General features: G+C 72.5%; 13 protein-coding genes and 1 tRNA gene. 7 read left to right on the top strand and 7 right to left on the bottom strand.

Going from position 1 to position 17,963, the window contains the following annotated elements; translation table 11 throughout:
• The first annotated feature begins 38 nt into the window (after window positions 1–38).
• Window positions 39–344 carry a biopolymer transporter Tol gene (locus JOF37_RS06225; protein ID WP_210006058.1) on the top strand — a complete coding sequence of 102 codons (306 nt, stop codon included), beginning with the start codon at window positions 39–41 and terminating at the stop codon, window positions 342–344.
• 23 nt (window positions 345–367) lie between these two features.
• On the opposite strand, the gene JOF37_RS06220 is transcribed toward JOF37_RS06225, so the two are convergent.
• A tRNA-Met gene (locus JOF37_RS06220) sits at window positions 368–443 on the bottom strand.
• A 138-nt stretch (window positions 444–581) separates the two neighbouring features.
• Here JOF37_RS06220 and JOF37_RS06215 point away from each other — a divergent pair.
• The 3 genes from JOF37_RS06215 (at window position 582) to ligD (ending at window position 5,318) form a co-directional block, all read left to right on the top strand.
• The gene (locus JOF37_RS06215; protein ID WP_210006057.1) at window positions 582–3,041 is read left to right on the top strand and encodes an ATP-dependent helicase; all 2,460 of its coding nucleotides are present in this window, start codon (window positions 582–584) and stop codon (window positions 3,039–3,041) included.
• Between the two features lie 43 nt (window positions 3,042–3,084).
• Entirely contained in the window at window positions 3,085–4,212 is a 1,128-nt protein-coding gene (locus JOF37_RS06210; RefSeq protein ID WP_210006056.1) for an SseB family protein, read from the top strand.
• 77 nt (window positions 4,213–4,289) lie between these two features.
• Window positions 4,290–5,318, top strand: a complete 1,029-nt coding sequence (gene ligD / locus JOF37_RS06205; RefSeq protein WP_210006055.1) for a non-homologous end-joining DNA ligase — start codon at window positions 4,290–4,292, stop codon at window positions 5,316–5,318.
• Window positions 5,319–5,327: 9 nt separating this feature from the next.
• Here the strand turns inward: ligD and JOF37_RS06200 are convergent, their stop codons facing one another.
• From JOF37_RS06200 to JOF37_RS06185, 4 genes are all read right to left on the bottom strand, one after another.
• Window positions 5,328–6,626 (bottom strand): threonine/serine exporter family protein, encoded by a 1,299-nt coding sequence (locus JOF37_RS06200; RefSeq protein WP_210006054.1) that lies wholly within the window; start codon window positions 6,624–6,626, stop codon window positions 5,328–5,330.
• 74 nt (window positions 6,627–6,700) lie between these two features.
• A complete protein-coding gene (locus JOF37_RS06195) occupies window positions 6,701–8,791 on the bottom strand; it encodes a phosphatase PAP2 family protein (protein WP_245338109.1) in 2,091 nt (696 codons plus the stop codon).
• A gap of 136 nt (window positions 8,792–8,927) precedes the next feature.
• Window positions 8,928–9,971 carry an ATP-dependent DNA ligase gene (locus tag JOF37_RS06190; RefSeq protein ID WP_210006053.1) on the bottom strand — a complete coding sequence of 348 codons (1,044 nt, stop codon included), beginning with the start codon at window positions 9,969–9,971 and terminating at the stop codon, window positions 8,928–8,930.
• 10 nt (window positions 9,972–9,981) lie between these two features.
• Window positions 9,982–11,157 (bottom strand): AI-2E family transporter, encoded by a 1,176-nt coding sequence (locus JOF37_RS06185; RefSeq protein WP_210006052.1) that lies wholly within the window; start codon window positions 11,155–11,157, stop codon window positions 9,982–9,984.
• A gap of 222 nt (window positions 11,158–11,379) precedes the next feature.
• Here JOF37_RS06185 and JOF37_RS06180 point away from each other — a divergent pair, with 222 nt between their 5' ends.
• Window positions 11,380–13,248, top strand: a complete 1,869-nt coding sequence (locus JOF37_RS06180) for an alkaline phosphatase (RefSeq protein ID WP_210006051.1) — start codon at window positions 11,380–11,382, stop codon at window positions 13,246–13,248.
• A 60-nt stretch (window positions 13,249–13,308) separates the two neighbouring features.
• Window positions 13,309–14,376, top strand: coding sequence for a COG1470 family protein (locus tag JOF37_RS06175; RefSeq protein ID WP_210006050.1), 1,068 nt, complete (start codon window positions 13,309–13,311; stop codon window positions 14,374–14,376).
• Between the two features lie 38 nt (window positions 14,377–14,414).
• Here JOF37_RS06175 and JOF37_RS06170 read toward each other — a convergent pair whose 3' ends face one another.
• Window positions 14,415–15,659, bottom strand: coding sequence for an acyl-CoA dehydrogenase family protein (locus JOF37_RS06170; RefSeq protein WP_210006049.1), 1,245 nt, complete (start codon window positions 15,657–15,659; stop codon window positions 14,415–14,417).
• 53 nt (window positions 15,660–15,712) lie between these two features.
• Window positions 15,713–16,378 (bottom strand): TetR/AcrR family transcriptional regulator, encoded by a 666-nt coding sequence (locus tag JOF37_RS06165; protein WP_210006048.1) that lies wholly within the window; start codon window positions 16,376–16,378, stop codon window positions 15,713–15,715.
• Between the two features lie 61 nt (window positions 16,379–16,439).
• Here JOF37_RS06165 and JOF37_RS06160 point away from each other — a divergent pair, with 61 nt between their 5' ends.
• A complete protein-coding gene (locus JOF37_RS06160) occupies window positions 16,440–17,954 on the top strand; it encodes an FAD-dependent oxidoreductase (protein WP_210006047.1) in 1,515 nt (504 codons plus the stop codon).
• Window positions 17,955–17,963 lie beyond the last annotated feature (9 nt).

Genomic DNA, 17,963 nt, shown 5'->3' with positions numbered 1-17,963 from the left:
GAGCGCCATCGACATCGGCCACGGCTCATACTGAGTCCGTGGCCGATGTCGATTCCGAACGCTGGCTCGTCATCGACGGGCGGCGCTGGCGGCGCACCGATCCATCGTTGCCCGACGACGTCGTCGCGGCGCTGAAATCCCACCTCGGGCGCGGGCGGTCGGCGGTGGGAGCGGCGAAGGGACGAGGAGACGACGAGGCAGTGGCCGCGGCGCGCGAGCGCGTGGGTCTGGCCAAGCGTGGGCTGGGCGAACGCGGCCCCCGGTGGTGGGACGAGCCCGAGGCCGACCGCCTCGCCCGGGCCCAGGAGGCGCTGCGCCGGCTCGGCGAGCTCGACGCGGAATGATCCGGCGGCAGGCGTCGGAGAAGTGGACGCGACGGCGGGAGTCGAACCCGCAGCGCTGTCGGGTATGAGCCGAAGCCCGGGACCGCCCGGATCGCCGCGATGACCTCACGCTACGGCCGTTGCCGACCAGGCGCCATGACTGTGAAGGCAGGGGTCGCCGTGCTACGGCGTGTGACCGCACCCCTCCGCGATGTCGGGCGGACCGGTGTCGGTGGGCGAACGTAGAATCGTCAGGTCATGCCAGACCCCATCAAGCCCGTCATCGTCGGCTCCGCCGCATCCGCGCGTCCCGGCGCCCCCGCAGGCGAGCGTCCCGACGCCGACCTGCTCGAAGGGCTCAACCGCCCTCAGCTCGAGGCGGTCACCTACCGCGGCCCCGCGCTGCTCATCGTCGCGGGCGCCGGCTCGGGCAAGACCCGCGTGCTCACGCATCGCATCGCCTCGCTGCTGCGCACGCGCGAGGCGTACCCGAGCCAGATCCTCGCGATCACCTTCACCAACAAGGCCGCCGGCGAGATGCGCGAGCGCGTGCAGCATCTCATCGGCGACAGCGCGCAGGGCATGTGGATCTCGACCTTCCACTCCGCCTGCGTGCGCATCCTCCGCCGCGAGGCGCAGCAGTTCGGGTTCACCAAGAGCTTCACGATCTACGACTCGGGCGACTCCCGGGCCCTCCTCAAGCGGCTCGTGAAAGAGCACGAGGCGGATGCCTTCGGACTCACTCCCGCGGGAGTGCAGAGCCGCATCTCGAAGCTCAAGAACGAGCTCGCCGACGCCGACTCGTACGCCCGGCAGGCGAACATGTCCGACCCCGCCGAGCGGGTCTTCGTCGAGATCTTCGGCGCCTACCAGTCGGCGCTGCAGCGGGCCAACGCCTTCGACTTCGACGACCTCATCGCGCAGACGGTCTATCTGTTCCGCGCCTTCCCGCACGTCGCCGACGTGTACCGCAAGCGTTTCCGCCACATCCTGGTCGACGAGTACCAAGACACCAATCACGCCCAGTACGCGCTCATCCATGAGCTCACGCGTCCGGTCCAGGGGTCCGGCGGCGACTCGTTCTCGTCCGGCGGCATGATGATCTTCGAGCCCGAGACCACGCCCGAGGTCGAGGGCGCCTCGCTCACGGTGGTCGGTGACTCCGACCAGTCGATCTACGCCTTCCGCGGCGCCGACATCCGCAACATCACCGAATTCGAGCGCGACTATCCCGGCGCGAAGGTCGTGCTGCTCGAGCAGAACTACCGCTCGACGCAGACCATCCTCTCGGCCGCGAACGCGGTCATCGCGAACAACTTCGACCGCAAAGACAAGAAGCTGTGGACGGATGTCGGTGCGGGCGAGGCGATCGTCGGGTTCACCGGCTACTCGCAGCACGACGAAGCTCAGTTCGTCGCCGACGAGATCGAGGCGCTGCACCGAGCCTCGGTGCCGTACTCGCAGATGGCGGTGTTCTACCGCACCAACTCGCAGTCGCGTGCGCTCGAGGAAATCTTCATCCGCGCGGCCATCCCGTACAAGATCATGGGCGGCACGAAGTTCTACGACCGCGCCGAGATCAAGGACGCGCTCGCCTACGTCGTCGCTGTCGCCAACCCCGCCGACGAGCTCGCGGTGCGCCGCATCCTCAACCGTCCGCGCCGCGGGATCGGCGACGTCACCGAGACCTCGATCGCCCGCTTCGCCGCCGAGCGGGGGATCACCTTCCGCGACGCGCTCGGCCACGCACCCGAGCTGGGCGTCGGGCCGAAGATCCAGGCGGCGATCGCGCAGCTCGACGCCGTGCTGACCGAGGCGACCGAGATCATGCTGCCGAGTTCCGGCGAGATCGCCCCGCCCAGCTCGGTCACCGAGGGGCTCAGCCTGCTGCTGAACAAGTCCGGCTACATGGACGCGCTGCGCATGAGCCGCGATCCGCAGGACGAGGCGCGGCTCGAGAATCTCGACGAGCTCATCGCCGTCACGCGCGAGTTCGCTCGCAACAACCCCGAGGGCACGATCCTCGACTTCCTCACCGAGGTGGCCCTCGTCGCCGACGCCGACGACCTCGACGACGCGTCGGGCACCGTGTCGCTCATGACGATGCACACGGCGAAGGGCCTCGAGTACGACGCGGTGTTCGTCACCGGCGTCGAGGAAGACCTGATCCCGCACCGCATCTCGGCGAACGAACCGGGCGGACCGCAGGAGGAGCGGCGGCTGTTCTACGTCGCGCTCACGCGGGCGCGCAAGCGCCTGCACCTCTCGCTCGCCATGACGCGTGCGCAGTTCGGCGAGGTCTCGGCGGCGATGCCCAGCCGGTTCCTGCAGGAGATCCCGCACGACCTCATCGACTGGCGGCAATCACCCGGCGACGTCAACTCGCGCGGCGGCATGCAGTCGCGGGCGCTCAACGCCCGCCGACCGGGCGGGGGATCCGGCGGCTCGGGCAAGCGCTACGGCGATGACCTCGTTCCGCTGCCGCGCCGCGAGAAGAGTGGCGACATCGCGAAGTTCGCCAACCGCATCCCGGCGAAGGTCCGCGACAACGGCGATCTTCAGCTGGCGCCCGGCGATCGCATCCGGCACGACGACTTCGGCGAGGGACGCGTCGACGCGGTGACCGGCGAGGGCGCCAAGCGCGTCGCTCACGTTCGCTTCGACTCCGCGGGTGCGAAGAAGCTCCTCATCAAGATCGCGCCGATCGTCAAGCTCTGACATCGGCCCGCCCCGCGGCGGGCGTGCGGGTTAGGCTCGACGCATGGCGATCTTCAAGCGCTCCGCGCGAGACACCACGAGCCAGCCCGCGGATTCCGGCGCGGTGGACGACGAGGTCGCCGGCGCCACCGAGTCGGACGCCGCCGCGACCACGGATGCCGCCGACGCGGCTCCCGTGCCCCACGTCGGCATCTCGGTGTCGACCTTCGGGGCCTCCGCACCCACGACCCCTGCCGCTCAGCCCGCTGCGGCGCAGCCGGGTCGCGCCGTCACGCGCCCGCCGGCCGAGGCGCCCGAACGCACCGAGACCGTTGCCGGCATGCCCGACAACACCCTCGTTCAGGCGGCGCTCGCGTCGCTTCCCGAGAAGCCCGGCAACGTCGACGTCATGAACGTCATGCGCCAGAGCATGCAGGGCACCCTGTATGTGCGCGTCCGCGGTGATGCGCGAGCGCTGACCGCCGAGGGCAAGCCGCTGACGCTCGCGGTGTCGCAGGTCGACGGTGCCCGCTTCCTCCTCGCGTTCACCGGCGGAGCGTCGCTGCGCGCCAGCGTCGAGTCCGACGGCGACCGCGACACCTCGGCGCTCGGGCTGCCCGTCACGAACGTGTTCCGCAACGCGATCGAGGGTCCCTACGAGGGCCTCATCATCGATCATGCGGTTCCCGGATCGCGCATCGTGCTTCCCGCCCCGCTCATCAAGAAGGCCTTCGAAGAGGGCGATCCGGCCTTCGCGATCAAGAATCTGCTCGCCGGCCCCCGCGACGCGGACACGGCTGCCGCGGTCGGTGCAGCCCTGGCGACGGCGCCGCTGTGGGTCGCCGCCGGCCCCGCGGGCGACGGCGGTCAGCTCGGCCTCGCGGAGTCGCGCACGACGTCGGGGGAGCGACGGCTGGAGGTCTACTCGCACCCGCTCGAGGTGCTCGTGCTGCAGCGCGGCGACCGGCCCGTACCGGTGACCGCGACGCAGATCGCGCGCGCGCTGATCTCCAACCCCGCACTGACGGGGGTCATCGTCGACCCGGGCGGTCCCTGGATCCACGTCGACCGCGCCGACCTCGGCCCCGTGCTCGCGCGCGCCGATGATCCCGACGAGAGCACCCCCGCGGCCGCGCCCGGGGGCACCGACGCCGACGGGGATGCCGGGGCGGACGCGACCACGGCATCCTGACGACGTCGTCGTTCGCGACGATCCCGCGGGTTGTCCAGGGGCTGTGCGATCGAGCCACCGCCCCCTAGGGTCGGGTCATGGCGAGCGAGCGCATCACCCTGACCGTTGCCGGACCGGACGGCGACCGCGAGGTCGGCCTGTCGAGCCCGAACCGGGTGCTGTGGCCCGAGCTCGGCATCACGAAGCGGGAGTACGCCGAGTACATGCTCGCCGCCGCCGAGCCGTTCCTGCGGGCGAACGGCCATCGGCCGATCTCGCTCGAGCGCTTCCCCGACACGATCGACGGTGAGCGGTTCTTCTCGAAGAATCCGCCCAAGGGGGCTCCGGACTTCGTGGGTCAGGTCGTGTGCACCTACAACAGCGGCCGGCGGCATCCGCAGGTCGTGCTGGATGAAGCGGCGGCGCTCGTGTGGGCGGTGCAGATGAACACGGTCGTGTTCCACCCGTGGGCGTCGCTCGCGAAGGACACCGACAACCCCGTCGAGCTGCGCATCGACCTGGACCCGCAGCCGGGCACCGGCTTCGCCGACGCCGCCGCGGTCGCGCCGGCGCTGCGCGACGTCCTGGCCGAGGCCGGGCTGACCGCCTTCCTCAAGACGAGCGGCAACCGCGGACTGCACGTGTTCTGCCCGATCGAGCCCACCCACGAGTTCCTCGACGTCCGCCACGCCGTCATCGCCGCCGCGCGCGAGCTCGAACGGCGCCTGCCCGAACGCGTGACGACGAACTGGTGGAAAGAGGAGCGGGGCGAGCGGGTCTTCGTCGACTTCAACCAGGCCAACCGCGACCGCACGATGGCGGGCGCGTACAGTGCCCGAGCGCTGCCCGCCGCGACGGTCGCGACACCGATCACATGGGATGAGCTGGATGCCGGTGTCGACCCGGGTTCGTTCACCGTGCGCACGGTGCCGCAGCGGCTCGCGGATGTCGGCGATCCCTGGGCTGGCCTGCAGGCGCAACCGGGCCGGATCGACACCCTGCTCACGTGGTGGCAGCGCGACCTCGACGACGGTCTCGGCGAGCTGCCGTTCCCGCCCGAGTTCCCCAAGATGCCCGGTGAGCCGCCGCGCGTGCAGCCCAGCCGGGCGCGGCATCCCGAGGAGTGAGCGCCCGCGTCAGCGCGCCGAGGGGCGCTGCCACTCGCGCTCGGTGACGACGCGGGCGACCGTCAAGCCCACCGCGAGCGCGACCACGACGAACACCGCCGTGACGCCGTACTGCACGGCGCTGATGGTGTCGCCCTCGATCGTCCCGACGATCGCGCGGTAGGCCGACGCACCGGGAACCATGATGAGCACGGCCGGAACCGTCAGCGTGATGCGCGGCGAGCGGACGAACCGCGACACGGCGAACGCGCCGAAACCGACCGCGACCCCCGCGGCGGCCGCCGCGACGGGCTGCATCGCCCCGTGGTCGATCATCAGCAGCCGGCCGACGTTGGCGACCGTGCCGATCGCGGCCGCCGCCAGCGCGGTGCGCCAGGGCGTCGAGAACAGCAGGGCGAAGCCCATGACGCCCACGAACCCGGCGATGAGGCGTCCGAGCGACAGCAGCGGCTCACCGAGCGCGGGCGCGGCGACGGCGACCGCGCTCGTCTGGAAGATCGCGGCGACCGCCCACACCGCACACCCGGTCGACAGCAGCACGAGTCCGGCGTAGACGACGCGGTTGACCCCGGCGTTGAGGTCGAGCCGGGCGAGATCGAGCGCGCCGGTGACGAGGGGGAAGCCCGGCACGAGATAGAGCACGGCGCTGGTGAGCGCGGCGCCGTACTGCGGCGAGGGCGCCCCGAGCAGCTCGATCAGATGCGAGACCCCGAGGAAGGTCAGCAGTGCCGTCGAGGCGGAGAGGAACACGAGCAGGAACTCGTTCACCTGCAGCCGCGCCCCGCGGATCCGCACGTACTGGCCGAGGGCGACCGCGAGGGCGACGCTGAGGCACTCGGCCCAGCCGCCGTTGTTCAGGAACGCGAACGCGGTGCAGGCGGCAGCGGCGGCGGCCACCCGCACCGCGGTGGGGTAGCGCGGCGGCATCCGCTCGATGCGGTCGAGCTCGCGCTGCAGCTCGTCGGGGGCGACGCCGTCGGCGACGCGGTGCGACAGATGCATGACCTCGGCGATGCGCTCGGAGTTCACGACCGGATGCCGTACCTCGGCGACCCGGGTGCGGAACAGCTGTCCGCGCTGGGCGGTGATCACGATGTCGGTCATCCCGACGCGCGACTCGAGCCGTTCGAGGCCGAGGGCCCGCGCGGTGCGGTCCATCGTGTCGCGCACGCGCGCGGAGGACGCGCCCGCCCCGAGCATGAGGGTGCCCAGCCTTAGCACCGCGTCGGTACGCGCGATGAAGCGGACCGGCTCGAGGTGCAGCTCGGCGGTGCCGTCGGGCACGGCTTCACTCGGGTCGTCGCGCATGCTTCGATCCTCCCACCCGGACGGCGGGCCCGGGTGGGAGGTCGCGCCGGACGAATCGTCGACGCGGCGAGGGGTCAGCGCCGCGCGGGACGGGGCCGGCGCGAGAGGAGCACGGTGCCGCCGCCCGCGGCGAGCAGGATGCCGCCGATCAGCAGGCCGGTGGGTGTCCCCTCGCCGCCCGTGCGAGCGAGGCGCTGCGCCGTCGCCTCCGAGCCGGATGCCGCACCCGCGGGGGAGCCGGCCGGTGCCGGGGGGACCGCCCCCGGCGAGGCGCCGGGAACCGTGCCGGGGCCGCCGGGCACGGCCGGCTCGGCGCCGACCGGAGGCTCGACGGGTGCGGCGGCGGGGACGAGGTACACGCCGTCGGCGCGATACTCCAGTGCGCCGGCGAACCCGGCGGCGCCGACGATCTCGACAGCCGAGAAGGTCGATCCCGCCTCGGCCCTGGCGAACGCGATGAGGCGCTGCGGAGCGTCGGGTGCGGCGCCGCCCAGGTCGACACGAAGGGTGCCGCCGAGGGTCGCCGACCCCGCAACCGTGAGCGCTGGCGCGTCGCCGTCGACCGACAGCTCGAGCGTCGCCTCCGCGGCCTGCGCGAAGTCGCCGCCGACGACCAGTCCGTCGGTCGTCTCGACGAGCTCGCCGGCCGCCAGGGTGACATCGCCCGTCCCGAGGGCGCTCGGGGTCGCCGCGACGAGGACGCCGCCGTCGACGACGGTGCCGCCGGTGTAGTCGTTGTCGCCGGCGAGGGTGAGCGAGCCCGATCCGGCCTTCGTCAGCGAGCCCGCGCCTTCGATGTCGTTGCGCCAGGCGTCCGCCGCCGAGGCGCCGCCCGCGGCGGCATCCATCGTCACGACGACGTCGGTGTCGAAGGCGCCGTAGCCGTTCGAGGCCTCGAACAGGTTGAGCCGGCCCCAGCCTTCGGCGTCGTCGAGCACCGCGTGACCCGAGGCGATCGCCGTCGAGTGCAGCACCCAGCGCCGCTGCTGGGCGTCCAGGTAGGGAAGCCGGTGCTCGAGCAGCACCTCCGCGCCGGCGGGCACGCGCGCCGGCAGCGTGGCGTCGCCCGTCGCGGGCAGGCCGTAGGTCAGGCGCTCGAGGTACTGCGCGGCGAGCGTGTCGTAGTCCTGCTCGGCCGGGGCGGGCAGCATGGCGAGCAGGCCCTGGGCCTGCGCGAACGCGTCCTCGCGCAGGGCAGCGTTGGCGGGGTCGTTCAGCGCCGCGGCGGCGAGAGCCGTGGCGAGCACGCGGCCGCCGATGACGTCGAGCGGCGAGTGCATGCCGGCGACGATGCGGCTGTCGCCGATCTCCGCGGCGTGGGCGATGAGCTGCGCCTGGTACTGCGGCGCGGCGTCGGCGAGGGCGAGCGACGCGAGGAACGCCGCGTTGGTGTGGCCGCTGGGGAACCCGCCGTCGCTCGCGGCCTCGGCATCGGGCTTACGCACCGGCAGCAGCGACGGCACGATGATCGAGTCGTCGACCCAGCGGAACGGACGCTTATAGGCGTAGAAGTTCTTGGACGGGTTCGAGGATGCCGCAGGCCCGCGCACCGCGTCGACGAGCCCGACGACCGCGCCGAGCGGTGAGCCGGCGTCGGCCCAGCGCCCCGCCGCGTTGCCGCCGTCGTCGTACTTCACGGTCGTCGCGTCGGCGGGAACGACGTCGGGAATCGTCGTGCCGGCTCCCATCGCCTCGCGGAAGGCGGGCGCCGCCACGCCGAGGCCGTCGATCGCGCTGTAGCTCTGGTGACGGCGGTCGAAGATCCATGCGGCGGTCTCGTCGGCCTCCGTGCGGGTCTCGGCGACGCGCACGTTGTGAGCGATGTTGGCGTCGAGCACGGCGGCCCCTTCGTCCGTCGCCTGACCCGAGTCCCACGTCGCGCCGGGCTGCCACAGATCGAGCATCCCCGACAGCACGCCGATGCCCGGGTTCGTCGTGGGCGACGTGTTCGACGAGGAGTTCGCCTTGTACGTGTCGACGAACGTGCCGTAAGCGGCCGTGGTCGGGGCGATCGCGGAGTCGTCGAGCAGCGCGTCACCGGGCGCGGCGGCGGCGGGGGAAGCGACACCGAGGGCGACCGAGGCGGCCGTCAGGGCGGCCAGCGCGGCGGTGGGGACGACCGGACGTCGTCGAAGTGGGCGGGAGCAGGGGGCAGCGGCGGGCATGCGCGTCCTTCGGATGCGGGGAGGGATGTCGCGCACCGGCGGGCAGCGTCCGCTCCGCGGTGCGACACCCGAACGCTACGAAGGCGCGAGCAACGGCTCGTGTCGGCGACGTGAACGCGAGGTGTCGCCGGTCGGGTCAGTCGAGGACGTCGGCGAGGTCGTACGCGGCGACCGTCTCGAGCTGCCCGAACGTGCACGAGCGAGCCTCGCGGTCGGGCCGCCACCGCTCGAACTGCACGGTGTGCCGGAATCGTCGACCCTCGAGCTGGTCGTAGCGCACCTCGAGCACGAGCTCGGGGCGGAGCTTCACGAACGAGACGTCCTTCGAGGCGGCGAAGCGCGACCGGTCGGACTCGCCGGTGACGGCGGCACCGGCGGCGTCGCGCTCGACGAGCGGTTCCAGCTCGGCGACGAGCTCCTGGCGACGCTTGTCGCTCCACGCCGCGACGCCGCCGACGCCGTGCAGCTCGCCGTCGTCGTCATAGAGGCCGACCAGCAGCGACCCGACGCCCGAGCCGGACTTGTGGATGCGGTATCCGAGTGCGACGACGTCGGCCGTGCGGGCGTGCTTGATCTTGAACATCGTGCGCTTGCCCGGCGCATACGGCTGCGCGAGGGGCTTGGCGACGACGCCGTCGAGGCCCGCGCCCTCGAACTCGGCGAGCCAGCGCCGGGCGGTCTCGACGTCGTCGGTCGCCCGCGTGACGTGCAGCGGGTCGGGCACCGCCTGCAACAGGTCGACCAGCTCCGCGCGACGCACCGCGAAGGGCTCGTCGCGCAGATCCCGGTCACCGCGCGCCAGCAGATCGAACGCGATGAACATCGCCGGCGTCTGCTCGCTGAGCAGCGCGACTCGCGAGGCGGCGGGGTGGATGCGCTGCGACAGGGCCTCCCACTGCAGTCGCTGACCGTCGCCCGCGTCGGTGGCCACGACGATCTCGCCGTCGATCAGGCACGGCTCGGGGAGCAGACGCGAGAACGCGTCGACCAGCTCGGGGAAGTACCGGGTCAACGGCTTGGAACCGCGGCTGCCGATCTCGACATCCGTGCCGTCCCACGACACGAGCGCGCGGAACCCGTCCCACTTGGGCTCGAACGACAACCCGCCCGGGGTGCGGGCCGGATCGGGCACCGCGAGCACCGACTTCGCGAGCATCGGGGCGGGGATGTCGTACGGCATGGCGGTCCGCTCAGGCGCCCGGCATGCGGTCGTCCGGCTGAACGACGCTCACGCGGGGCCGCGCCCAGCGCGCCGGCAGGTTCGGTCCGTCCCAGACCTGCACGATGCCCCAGGCGACGGCCGTGATCGGGACGGCGAGCAGGGTGCCCAGGATGCCGCCGATCGCGGTACCGGCGGCGAGGGCGACCAGCACGACGAACGAGTGCAGCTTCATCGTGCGGCCCATCAGCACCGGCTGCAGGAAGTTTCCCTCGAGCTGGTTGACCAGCACCACCGCGCCGACGACGAAGAGGGCGTTGACGGGGCCGTTCGCGACCAGCGCGACGAGGGCGGCGAGGATACCGGCCAGCGTCGCACCCACGATCGGGATGAACGCCAGCAGGAACACCAGGACCGCGAGCGGGATGGCGAGGGGCACCTGAAGGATCACGAGGAAGATGTAGATGCCGATCGCGTCCACCGCTGCGACGGTCGCCGTGCCGCGGATGTACGAGCCGAGCACGACCACGGTCTTGTCGCCGATGCGGCGCGCGCGCCGCTCCTCCTCGCCGCGGAAGGGGCGCATGAGGAACTCCCACATGCGCGGGCCGTCCTTGAGGAAGAAGAACAGGATGACGACCATCAGCACGGCGCCGGTGATGAAGGTCGCGACGGCGCTCACGCCGGCGAGGGCGCCGGAGCCGAACTGGGCGCTGGTGACGAAGTCGCCGAGGGCCGCGAGCCATTCGTCGATCTGAGCCTGATCGATCGCGAACGGCAGCGTCTGCGCCCACGCGAGCAGCTGCTGGAAGCCCTCCTGGGCCTGCGAGTACAGCTCGTCCCACTGGTCGCGGACCGCCCAGACGATGAGCCACGACAGCCCGCTCAGGAGCACGACGATCGTCAGGAGGGTGATGATCGTCGCCAGCACCGAGGGAACCCCGCGTCGCCGCATCGCGTTCATCGCGGGTGCGAAGGCGCACGCGAAGATGAGCGCGAGGATCAGCGGGATCGCCACGACCGACACCTGGCGCAGGACGTACACGACCCCGATGGCGACGATCACCAGGATGATGATCTGCACCGACCGGATCGCGAGGCGACCGAAGCCATCGGCCCACAGATTCGTCGGCGGGCGCTCGGCGTTGCGCTCGACGGCTGCGGCCAGGACGGTCTCGGGCGCGGGGCGGCGTCGGAACAGGCTCATGCTCCGACGGTAGCGGACGTGCTCCTTTCCGGACGGGGGTTGCGCTCGCGCGCTCGGGCGGCAACGTCCTGGCGCGCGGGCGTGCGTCACCGGTGCGGTCGCCGCCGTTCACCGACTCGTTGCCTGCCGGTCGCGCCGTCGTCATCGGAGGCGGCGACCGTGAAAGGGCCGCTGGCTCAGCGGCATCCGATCGATCCCCCCCGATACGAAAGAGGATTCTCCATGCCTCGGAGAGCGCACACGCGCGCCTGCGCACTGACCGCCACGAGCGTCGTCGCCGGACTGGTCGTCGCCGCGGTTCCCGCCGTCGCGGCCACCGCCGATGACGCCGCCCCGGCCACCCCGAAGAACATCATCATGCTGATCTCGGACGGCGCCGGCTACAACCAGTTCGACGCCGCCAGCCTGTACGAGAGCGGCACGAGCGCGCACCAGGTGAGCGTCGATCCCGCCACCGGCGCGATCGCCCACGCGCCGGCGACGCCCGGGCAGGTGTACGAGACCTGGCCCGTGCAGGTCGCCCAGTCGCACTACTCGGCCTCGGGTCGCGCCGAGTACGTCACCGAGAAGGCCTGGGGCGACTTCGGCTGGGTCGCCTCCGGGGCCACCGATTCGGCCGCGGCCGGCACCGCGCTCGGCACGGGCGTGAAGACGAACAACGGAATGCTCGGCATCACCCCGGGCGGCGACGAGCTGCTCACTGTCGGGCAGCAGGCGCAGGCCGTCGGCAAGAAGGTCGGCCTGGTCACGTCGGTGCCGTTCAACCACGCCACCCCCGCCGGCTTCATCGCCCACAACGCCGACCGCAACGACTACCAGGGTCTCGCGACCGAGATGATCGACAGCGGCGTGGACGTCCTCATGGGCGGCGGCCACCCCCTGTACACCGACGCGCACCAGCCCCGCGAGGCCAACTGGACCTGGATCTCGCAGAACGATTACGAGCGGGTCTCGACCGGCGCGACGCCGTACAGCTTCGTCGACGACAAGGCCGAGTTCGAGGCGCTCGCCGCCGGCACGGCCGTGCCCGACAAGGTGTTCGGGCTCGCGCAGGTCGCCGAGACGCTGCAGTACAACCGCCCCGGGCTCGCCAACGACGAGGTGCTGCCCCACACCGATCCCGCCAACGACGTCGCCGACCTCGACACGCTCGCGCTCGGCGCGTTGAACGTGCTCGACAAGGGCGACGAGGGCTTCTTCCTGATGGTCGAGGGCGGCGCCGTCGACTGGGCCGGTCACGCCAACCAGACCACGCGGGTGATCGAGGAGCAGATGGCCTTCAACGACTCGGTCGAGGCCGTCACGGCCTGGGTCGAGAAGAACAGCAGCTGGGACGAGACGCTCGTCATCGTCACCGCCGACCACGAGACCGGCTACCTCGCCGGTGCCGGTGCGGGTCCCGAGGCCGGCTGGACGCCCATGACGGGCGCCGCGGGCCAGCTGCCCGACCTCACGTGGCACTCGGGCGGTCACACCAACGCCCTCGTGCCGCTGTTCGCCAAGGGTGCCGGAGCCGAGGTCCTCGACGCGCGCGCCGACCAGCGGGACCTCGTGCGCGGTGCCTACCTCGACAACACCGCGATCGGCGAGACGATCTTCGACTTCCTCGGGCACGGCGAGCGCAGCTCCGCGGATGCCGTCGCGCTCGAGGCCACGGTGGCCGGTCAGCAGGCCGACGGCGCGCTGAGCCTGAGCGTCGCCGGTTCCGGTGAGCGCGTGGCCTTCTCGGGCTCGGGCGCCGACCTCGACGCCACGCTCCCGCTCGTGACGGTCGCCGATACCCGCAACGAGGTGCGCGCGCAGGGTCGCGGCTGGACGCTGGCCGGGTCGGCGAGCGAGTTCGTCGCCGGAAACCGCACCCTCGAGGCGAAGAACCTCGCCTGGACGCCGCGCATCGTGCGCTCGGAGTCCGGCGCCGCCGCGGGCGGACGGGCGACGCTCGAGGCTCCCGCGACGCTCGCCGCGGCCGACCGGACCTCGCGCCTGGGCTCGACCGTCGTCGGGGCCGACCTCGACCTGTCGATCCCGGCCGAGGCGGCCGGCGGTCGCTACGGCAGCGAGATCACCCTCACCCTGTTCGCGCAGGACTGATGCACCGGTGGGGGCGGGCCGCGCGGGCCGCCCCCACCACCCCGACACGGAGATCCCCCCATGTTCCGCTCTCGTTCCCGTCGCGCCGCGCTGCCTGCAGCCGGCGCTGTCGCCGTCCTGGTCGCGCTCGCCGTCGGCGAGGCGACCCTGCTTCCCGCTGCGGCCGTCACGCCACCGGCATCAACGGCTGTGCTCACCGAGGCGGCCGAGCCGCCCGCCGTCGAGTGGGGTGTCGTCCCGGCCGACGACGCCGGACCCGACGGTCGGGTGTCGCTCCGCCATGTCGTCGACCCCGGTGCAACCGTCAGCGACGCCATCGCGGTCACGAACCACTCCGCCGAGAGCGCCGTCTTCGCCGTCGCCACCGGTGACGGCGTCGTGGGTGCGGACGGCGCCTTCGACGTCCGTACCGACGACCCCGCCGCGGGTGGCGCCTGGGTGCGCGTCGACGGCCTCGACGGCGGTGCGCTGCCGCTTGCGGCGGGGGAGACCCGGGTGCTGCCGGTGACCATCGCCGTGCCCGCCGATGCGACGCCGGGCGATCATCCCGCCGGAATCGTCGTCGGACTCTCGACCGAGGAGGCCGGGGTGACCCTGACGCACCGCGTGGGAGTGCGCGTGCACCTGCAGGTGTCGGGCGAGATCACCCCCGCGCTGCGGGTCGACGCCGCGACCGCGAGCTTCACGCCCTCCTGGGTCCCGTTCGCCGCGGGCACCCTGACGGTCGAATACCGCGTCACCAACACCGGAAACGTGCGCTTCGGTGCGAGCGCGGCCGCCGACGCATCGGGTCCGCTCGGGCTGCTCCCCGCCGAAGGCCGCGGCGAGGCGTTCGAGCTGCTGCCCGGCGGCACCGCGACGCAGCGCATCGAGGTGCCGCTCGCTCCGCTGTTCTTCGCCGCCGGCGAGGTCACCGTCACCCCGGTGTCACTCGGCGACGACCGGGTGCCGCTGCCCGAGGCGGCATCCGCGGGGTTCTCGACTCCGGCCGTGCCGTGGTCGTCGGTCGCCGTCGTGGTGCTCGGTGCGGGACTCATCGCGCTCGTCGCGATGCTCGTCGTGCGCGGCCGCGGGCGCACGCAGCGTCGCATCGACGCGGCCATCGCCGCCGACCGCGCCACTCGCTGACGCGCGGGCGGGGCGAACGGCCCGACGCCCCCAGCGGCTCAGGTGAAGGCGCCGACGCCGGTGATGTCGCGGCCGAGCAGCAGCGCCTGCACGCTCTCGGTGCCCTCGTAGGTGTGGATCGCCTCGATATCGGCCATGTGCTGCATGACCCCGTTCTCGAGCAGGATGCCGTTGCCGCCGAGCAGGTCGCGCGCGGTCTGCGCGATCCGGCGCGCAGCCCGGGTGTTGTGGTACTTCGCGAGCGAGGCCTGCGTCGGGCGCAGGCCGCCGGAGGTCTCGAGCTCGGCGAGGCGGCGGCAGTACAGCTGCATCGCGGTGAGCTCGTCGAGCATCTGGGCCAGCCGCTCCTGCACCATCTGCGAGCGTGCCAGCGGGCGGCCGAACTGCACCCGCTGCATCGCGTACTGCAGCGCAGCCTCGTAGCAGGCGGTGGCGTGACCGAGCGCCGACCACGCCACTCCGGATCGCGTGGCGTAGAGAACGGTCGAGGCGTCGCGGAACGACCGGGTGCCCTCGAGCACGGCGTCGAGCGGCAGGCGGACATCCCGCAGGGCGATGTGGGCCTGATGGATGCCGCGCAGCGACGCCTTGCCCGTGATCACGGTGCCGGTGTACCCCGGTCGGTCCTGCTCGACGAGGAAGCAGCGCACGGCGCCGTGCAGTTCGTCGCCCTCGTCGTCGACGCGCGCCCACACGAACGCGATGCCGCCCGAGGCGCCGTTGCCGATCCACTTCTTGGTGCCGCGCAGTACCCACTCGTCGCCCTCGCGCCGGGCGACGGTCTCGAGCGAGACCGAGTCGGATCCGTGGTCGGGCTCGGTGAGGGCGAAGCTGCCGAGCACCTCGCCGGTCGCGAGGGGCCGCAGCCAGCGCTCCTGCTGCGCCGGTGAGCCGTACAGCGCGAGCGTGCGCACCGAGAGGCCGCCCTGCACCGCGAGGATCGTGCCGAGCGAACCGTCGCCGCGCGAGATCTCCATGTTCACCAGTCCCGCGCCGAGCGGTGAGATGCGCGTCAGTGCAGCGTGCTCGACGCCGTCGACGTAGAGGTCGAGCTCGCCCATTCGTCGCACCAGATCGACCGGGTAGGTCGCGGTGTCCCAGGCGTGCTGCATCCGGGTGCCGACCTCGTCGACGAACGCGCGGGCACGATCCCACGCGGCGCGATCGGCGGCGGGGATGTCGGCGAAGATGCCGTAGTAGTCGGTGTCGCGACGGCCGGTGACGTCATAGGACGTCACGCTCTCGCCGGGCAGGAGATCATCGCGGTGGGCATCAGTGCTCATGACATCCAGTATCACCCGATATGACACCCGGTGTCACGGTCCCGTGATGGCCGTCAGGGTAGGTCGGAGCGGAGCCGGCGGGTGACCTCGGCGAGCGGCATCCGGCGGGGGAAGACCGCGACGACGAGGTCGTCCGCGGCGGGAGCCTCGCCGTCGGGGTGCACGCCGAACCGGTGCAAAAGGTCGTCGAGCGCGCGGGCGAGCGTCGCTCGCGAGACGCCCGGCTCGTCGCGGATCAGCCGGCGCAGCACGTGGTTGTGCACCGCGGTCACGGCGGCCCCGAACGCGACGGCGTCGACGGGGTCGAGCCCGGGTGAGCGTTCGCGCAGGTGGTCGGCGAAGAGGCGCTCGTAGCGGAACACCGTCACGATCTCGCGGTCGCGCAGGGCCGGGATGCCGCGCACGACGTGGTACCGCCGGCGGGCCAGGTCGAGGTCGCCCGCGAAATGGTCGAACGCCGCGAGGGCCGCCGCGCACACGGCGCGCCAGGGACTGTCGTGGGGTGCGTCGAACACCGCGCGCAGCGTGCCGAGCACGACCTCATGGTCGGCGAACACCACGTCGTCCTTGCCGCCGTACTGCCGGAAGAAGGTCGATCGCGACAGGCCCGCCGCACGGGCGATGTCATCGACCGAGGTCTGGTCGTACCCCTTTTGGGCGAACAGCTCGACCGCGGCGGCGACGACCGCGTCTCCGGCGGTGCGGGAAGCGTCGGTCATGGGCACCGAGCCTAGTGTCAAGTCGTTGTCGGGCCGCCGGGCGAGGCGTTGACTGCGATGCATGACGCCGCTCTGGAAGACCGCCCCGCCCGCCGTCACCGCCGCCCCGCTCGAAGCGGGGCGGCGGCACGACGTCGTCATCGTGGGCGCCGGACTCACCGGTCTGGCCACGGCCCTCGAGCTGGTCCGATCCGGCATGGATGTCGCCGTCGTCGAGCGCGGCGCCGTCGGCGAGCTCGCCTCGGGGTCGAACACCGGCAAGATCTCCCTGCTGCAGGGCACGACGCTCTCGTCGCTGCGGCGCCACCACCCGGAGTCCCTCGTGCGCGCCTACGTCGAGGCCAATCGCGACGGGTTCGAGTGGGTCACGCGCGCCGCCGACGAGCTCGGCGTCCCGACGACCGAGCGCACCGCGTACACGCACGCCGCCGGTGCGGAAGGCGTGGCCGCGGTGACCGAGGAGTACCGGGCGGCCCGTGAGGCGGGGCTCGAGGTGCGGCTGGCCGACGCCGACGAGCTCGCCTCGGGTCCCGTCCGCATGGTGAGCGCCGTCGCGCTCGACCGTCAGCGCGCGATCGACCCGATGAGCCTGTTGACGGCACTCGCGGCGGCGTTCGTCGCGGCCGGCGGGCGCCTGCACCCGCACACCGCCGTGACCCGCGTGCGCGTGCTGCCCCGACCCCGGGTCGACACCGACGCCGGCCCCCTGTTCGCCGACCGGGTGGTGCTCGCGACCGGCACCCCGATCCTCGACCGCGGCCTCTCGTTCGCGAAGGTCAGCGGCATGCGTTCCGCGTGCGTGTCGTTCGAGCTCGAGGGCGAGATGCCGGGCGGCATGTACCTTTCGGCCGACAGCCCGACCCGCTCGCTGCGCACCGTCGGCCCGGCGGACGGCCCGACCGGACGGCCGCAGCTGATCGTCGGGGGAGCGGGGCATCCCGTCGGACGGGCCGACAGCGAGCGGGCGATGCTCGACGAGCTCGCCGCCTGGGCCCGGGAGACGTTCCCCGTCGGCGCCGAGACCCACCGGTGGTCGGCGCAGGACTACACCTCGCACAACCTCGTGCCCTTCATCGGGGCGATGCCGCGCTCCCTCGGCCGTGTGCGCTTCGCGACCGGCTACGCCAAGTGGGGACTCACCAACGCGCCCGCCGCCGCGCTGCGCATCGCCAGCGAGCTGCGCGGCGAGAAGATGCGCGAGAAGCCGACCTGGATGACGGTCATCGGGACGCGCCTCACCGTTCCGGCCGACCTCGCGCGCGGCGTCGCGGAGAACGCGAAGATCGGCGCCGTCGCGGCACGCGGCTGGGCGGAGGCCCTCACCCGCTCGACACCGGTGCCGCGTCCGGCGGAAGGCTCGGGCATCGTGGCTCGCAGCCACGGGCTGCCCGCGGGAGTGTCGACGGTGGGTGGCAAGACGCGCGCCGTCAGCGCCGTCTGCCCGCACCTGGGCGGGGTGCTCGAGTGGAACGACCTCGAGTGCACGTGGGACTGCCCGCTGCACGCCTCGCGGTTCGCCCCCGACGGCACGCGCATCGAAGGACCCGCCGCGACGGGGCTGCGGCGCCTGGGCTGACCCGGGCGC

The sequence above is a fragment of the Microbacterium imperiale genome, assembly GCF_017876655.1.
Lineage (GTDB): Bacteria > Actinomycetota > Actinomycetes > Actinomycetales > Microbacteriaceae > Microbacterium > Microbacterium imperiale.
Note: the sequence above shows the minus strand (reverse complement) of the source record. Positions and strands in the feature narration are given on the sequence as shown.

Bases quoted from the DNA above. Each gene is read 5' to 3' on its own strand.
- JOF37_RS06215 (WP_210006057.1), top strand. From the start codon at position 582: ATGCCAGACCCCATCAAGCCCGTCATCGTCGGCTCCGCCGCATCCGCG.
- JOF37_RS06210 (WP_210006056.1), top strand. From the start codon at position 3,085: ATGGCGATCTTCAAGCGCTCCGCGCGAGACACCACGAGCCAGCCCGCG.
- ligD (WP_210006055.1), top strand. From the start codon at position 4,290: ATGGCGAGCGAGCGCATCACCCTGACCGTTGCCGGACCGGACGGCGAC.
- JOF37_RS06200 (WP_210006054.1), bottom strand. From the start codon at position 6,626: ATGCGCGACGACCCGAGTGAAGCCGTGCCCGACGGCACCGCCGAGCTG.
- JOF37_RS06195 (WP_245338109.1), bottom strand. From the start codon at position 8,791: ATGCCCGCCGCTGCCCCCTGCTCCCGCCCACTTCGACGACGTCCGGTC.
- JOF37_RS06190 (WP_210006053.1), bottom strand. From the start codon at position 9,971: ATGCCGTACGACATCCCCGCCCCGATGCTCGCGAAGTCGGTGCTCGCG.
- JOF37_RS06185 (WP_210006052.1), bottom strand. From the start codon at position 11,157: ATGAGCCTGTTCCGACGCCGCCCCGCGCCCGAGACCGTCCTGGCCGCA.
- JOF37_RS06180 (WP_210006051.1), top strand. From the start codon at position 11,380: ATGCCTCGGAGAGCGCACACGCGCGCCTGCGCACTGACCGCCACGAGC.
- JOF37_RS06175 (WP_210006050.1), top strand. From the start codon at position 13,309: ATGTTCCGCTCTCGTTCCCGTCGCGCCGCGCTGCCTGCAGCCGGCGCT.
- JOF37_RS06170 (WP_210006049.1), bottom strand. From the start codon at position 15,659: ATGAGCACTGATGCCCACCGCGATGATCTCCTGCCCGGCGAGAGCGTG.
- JOF37_RS06165 (WP_210006048.1), bottom strand. From the start codon at position 16,378: ATGACCGACGCTTCCCGCACCGCCGGAGACGCGGTCGTCGCCGCCGCG.
- JOF37_RS06160 (WP_210006047.1), top strand. From the start codon at position 16,440: ATGACGCCGCTCTGGAAGACCGCCCCGCCCGCCGTCACCGCCGCCCCG.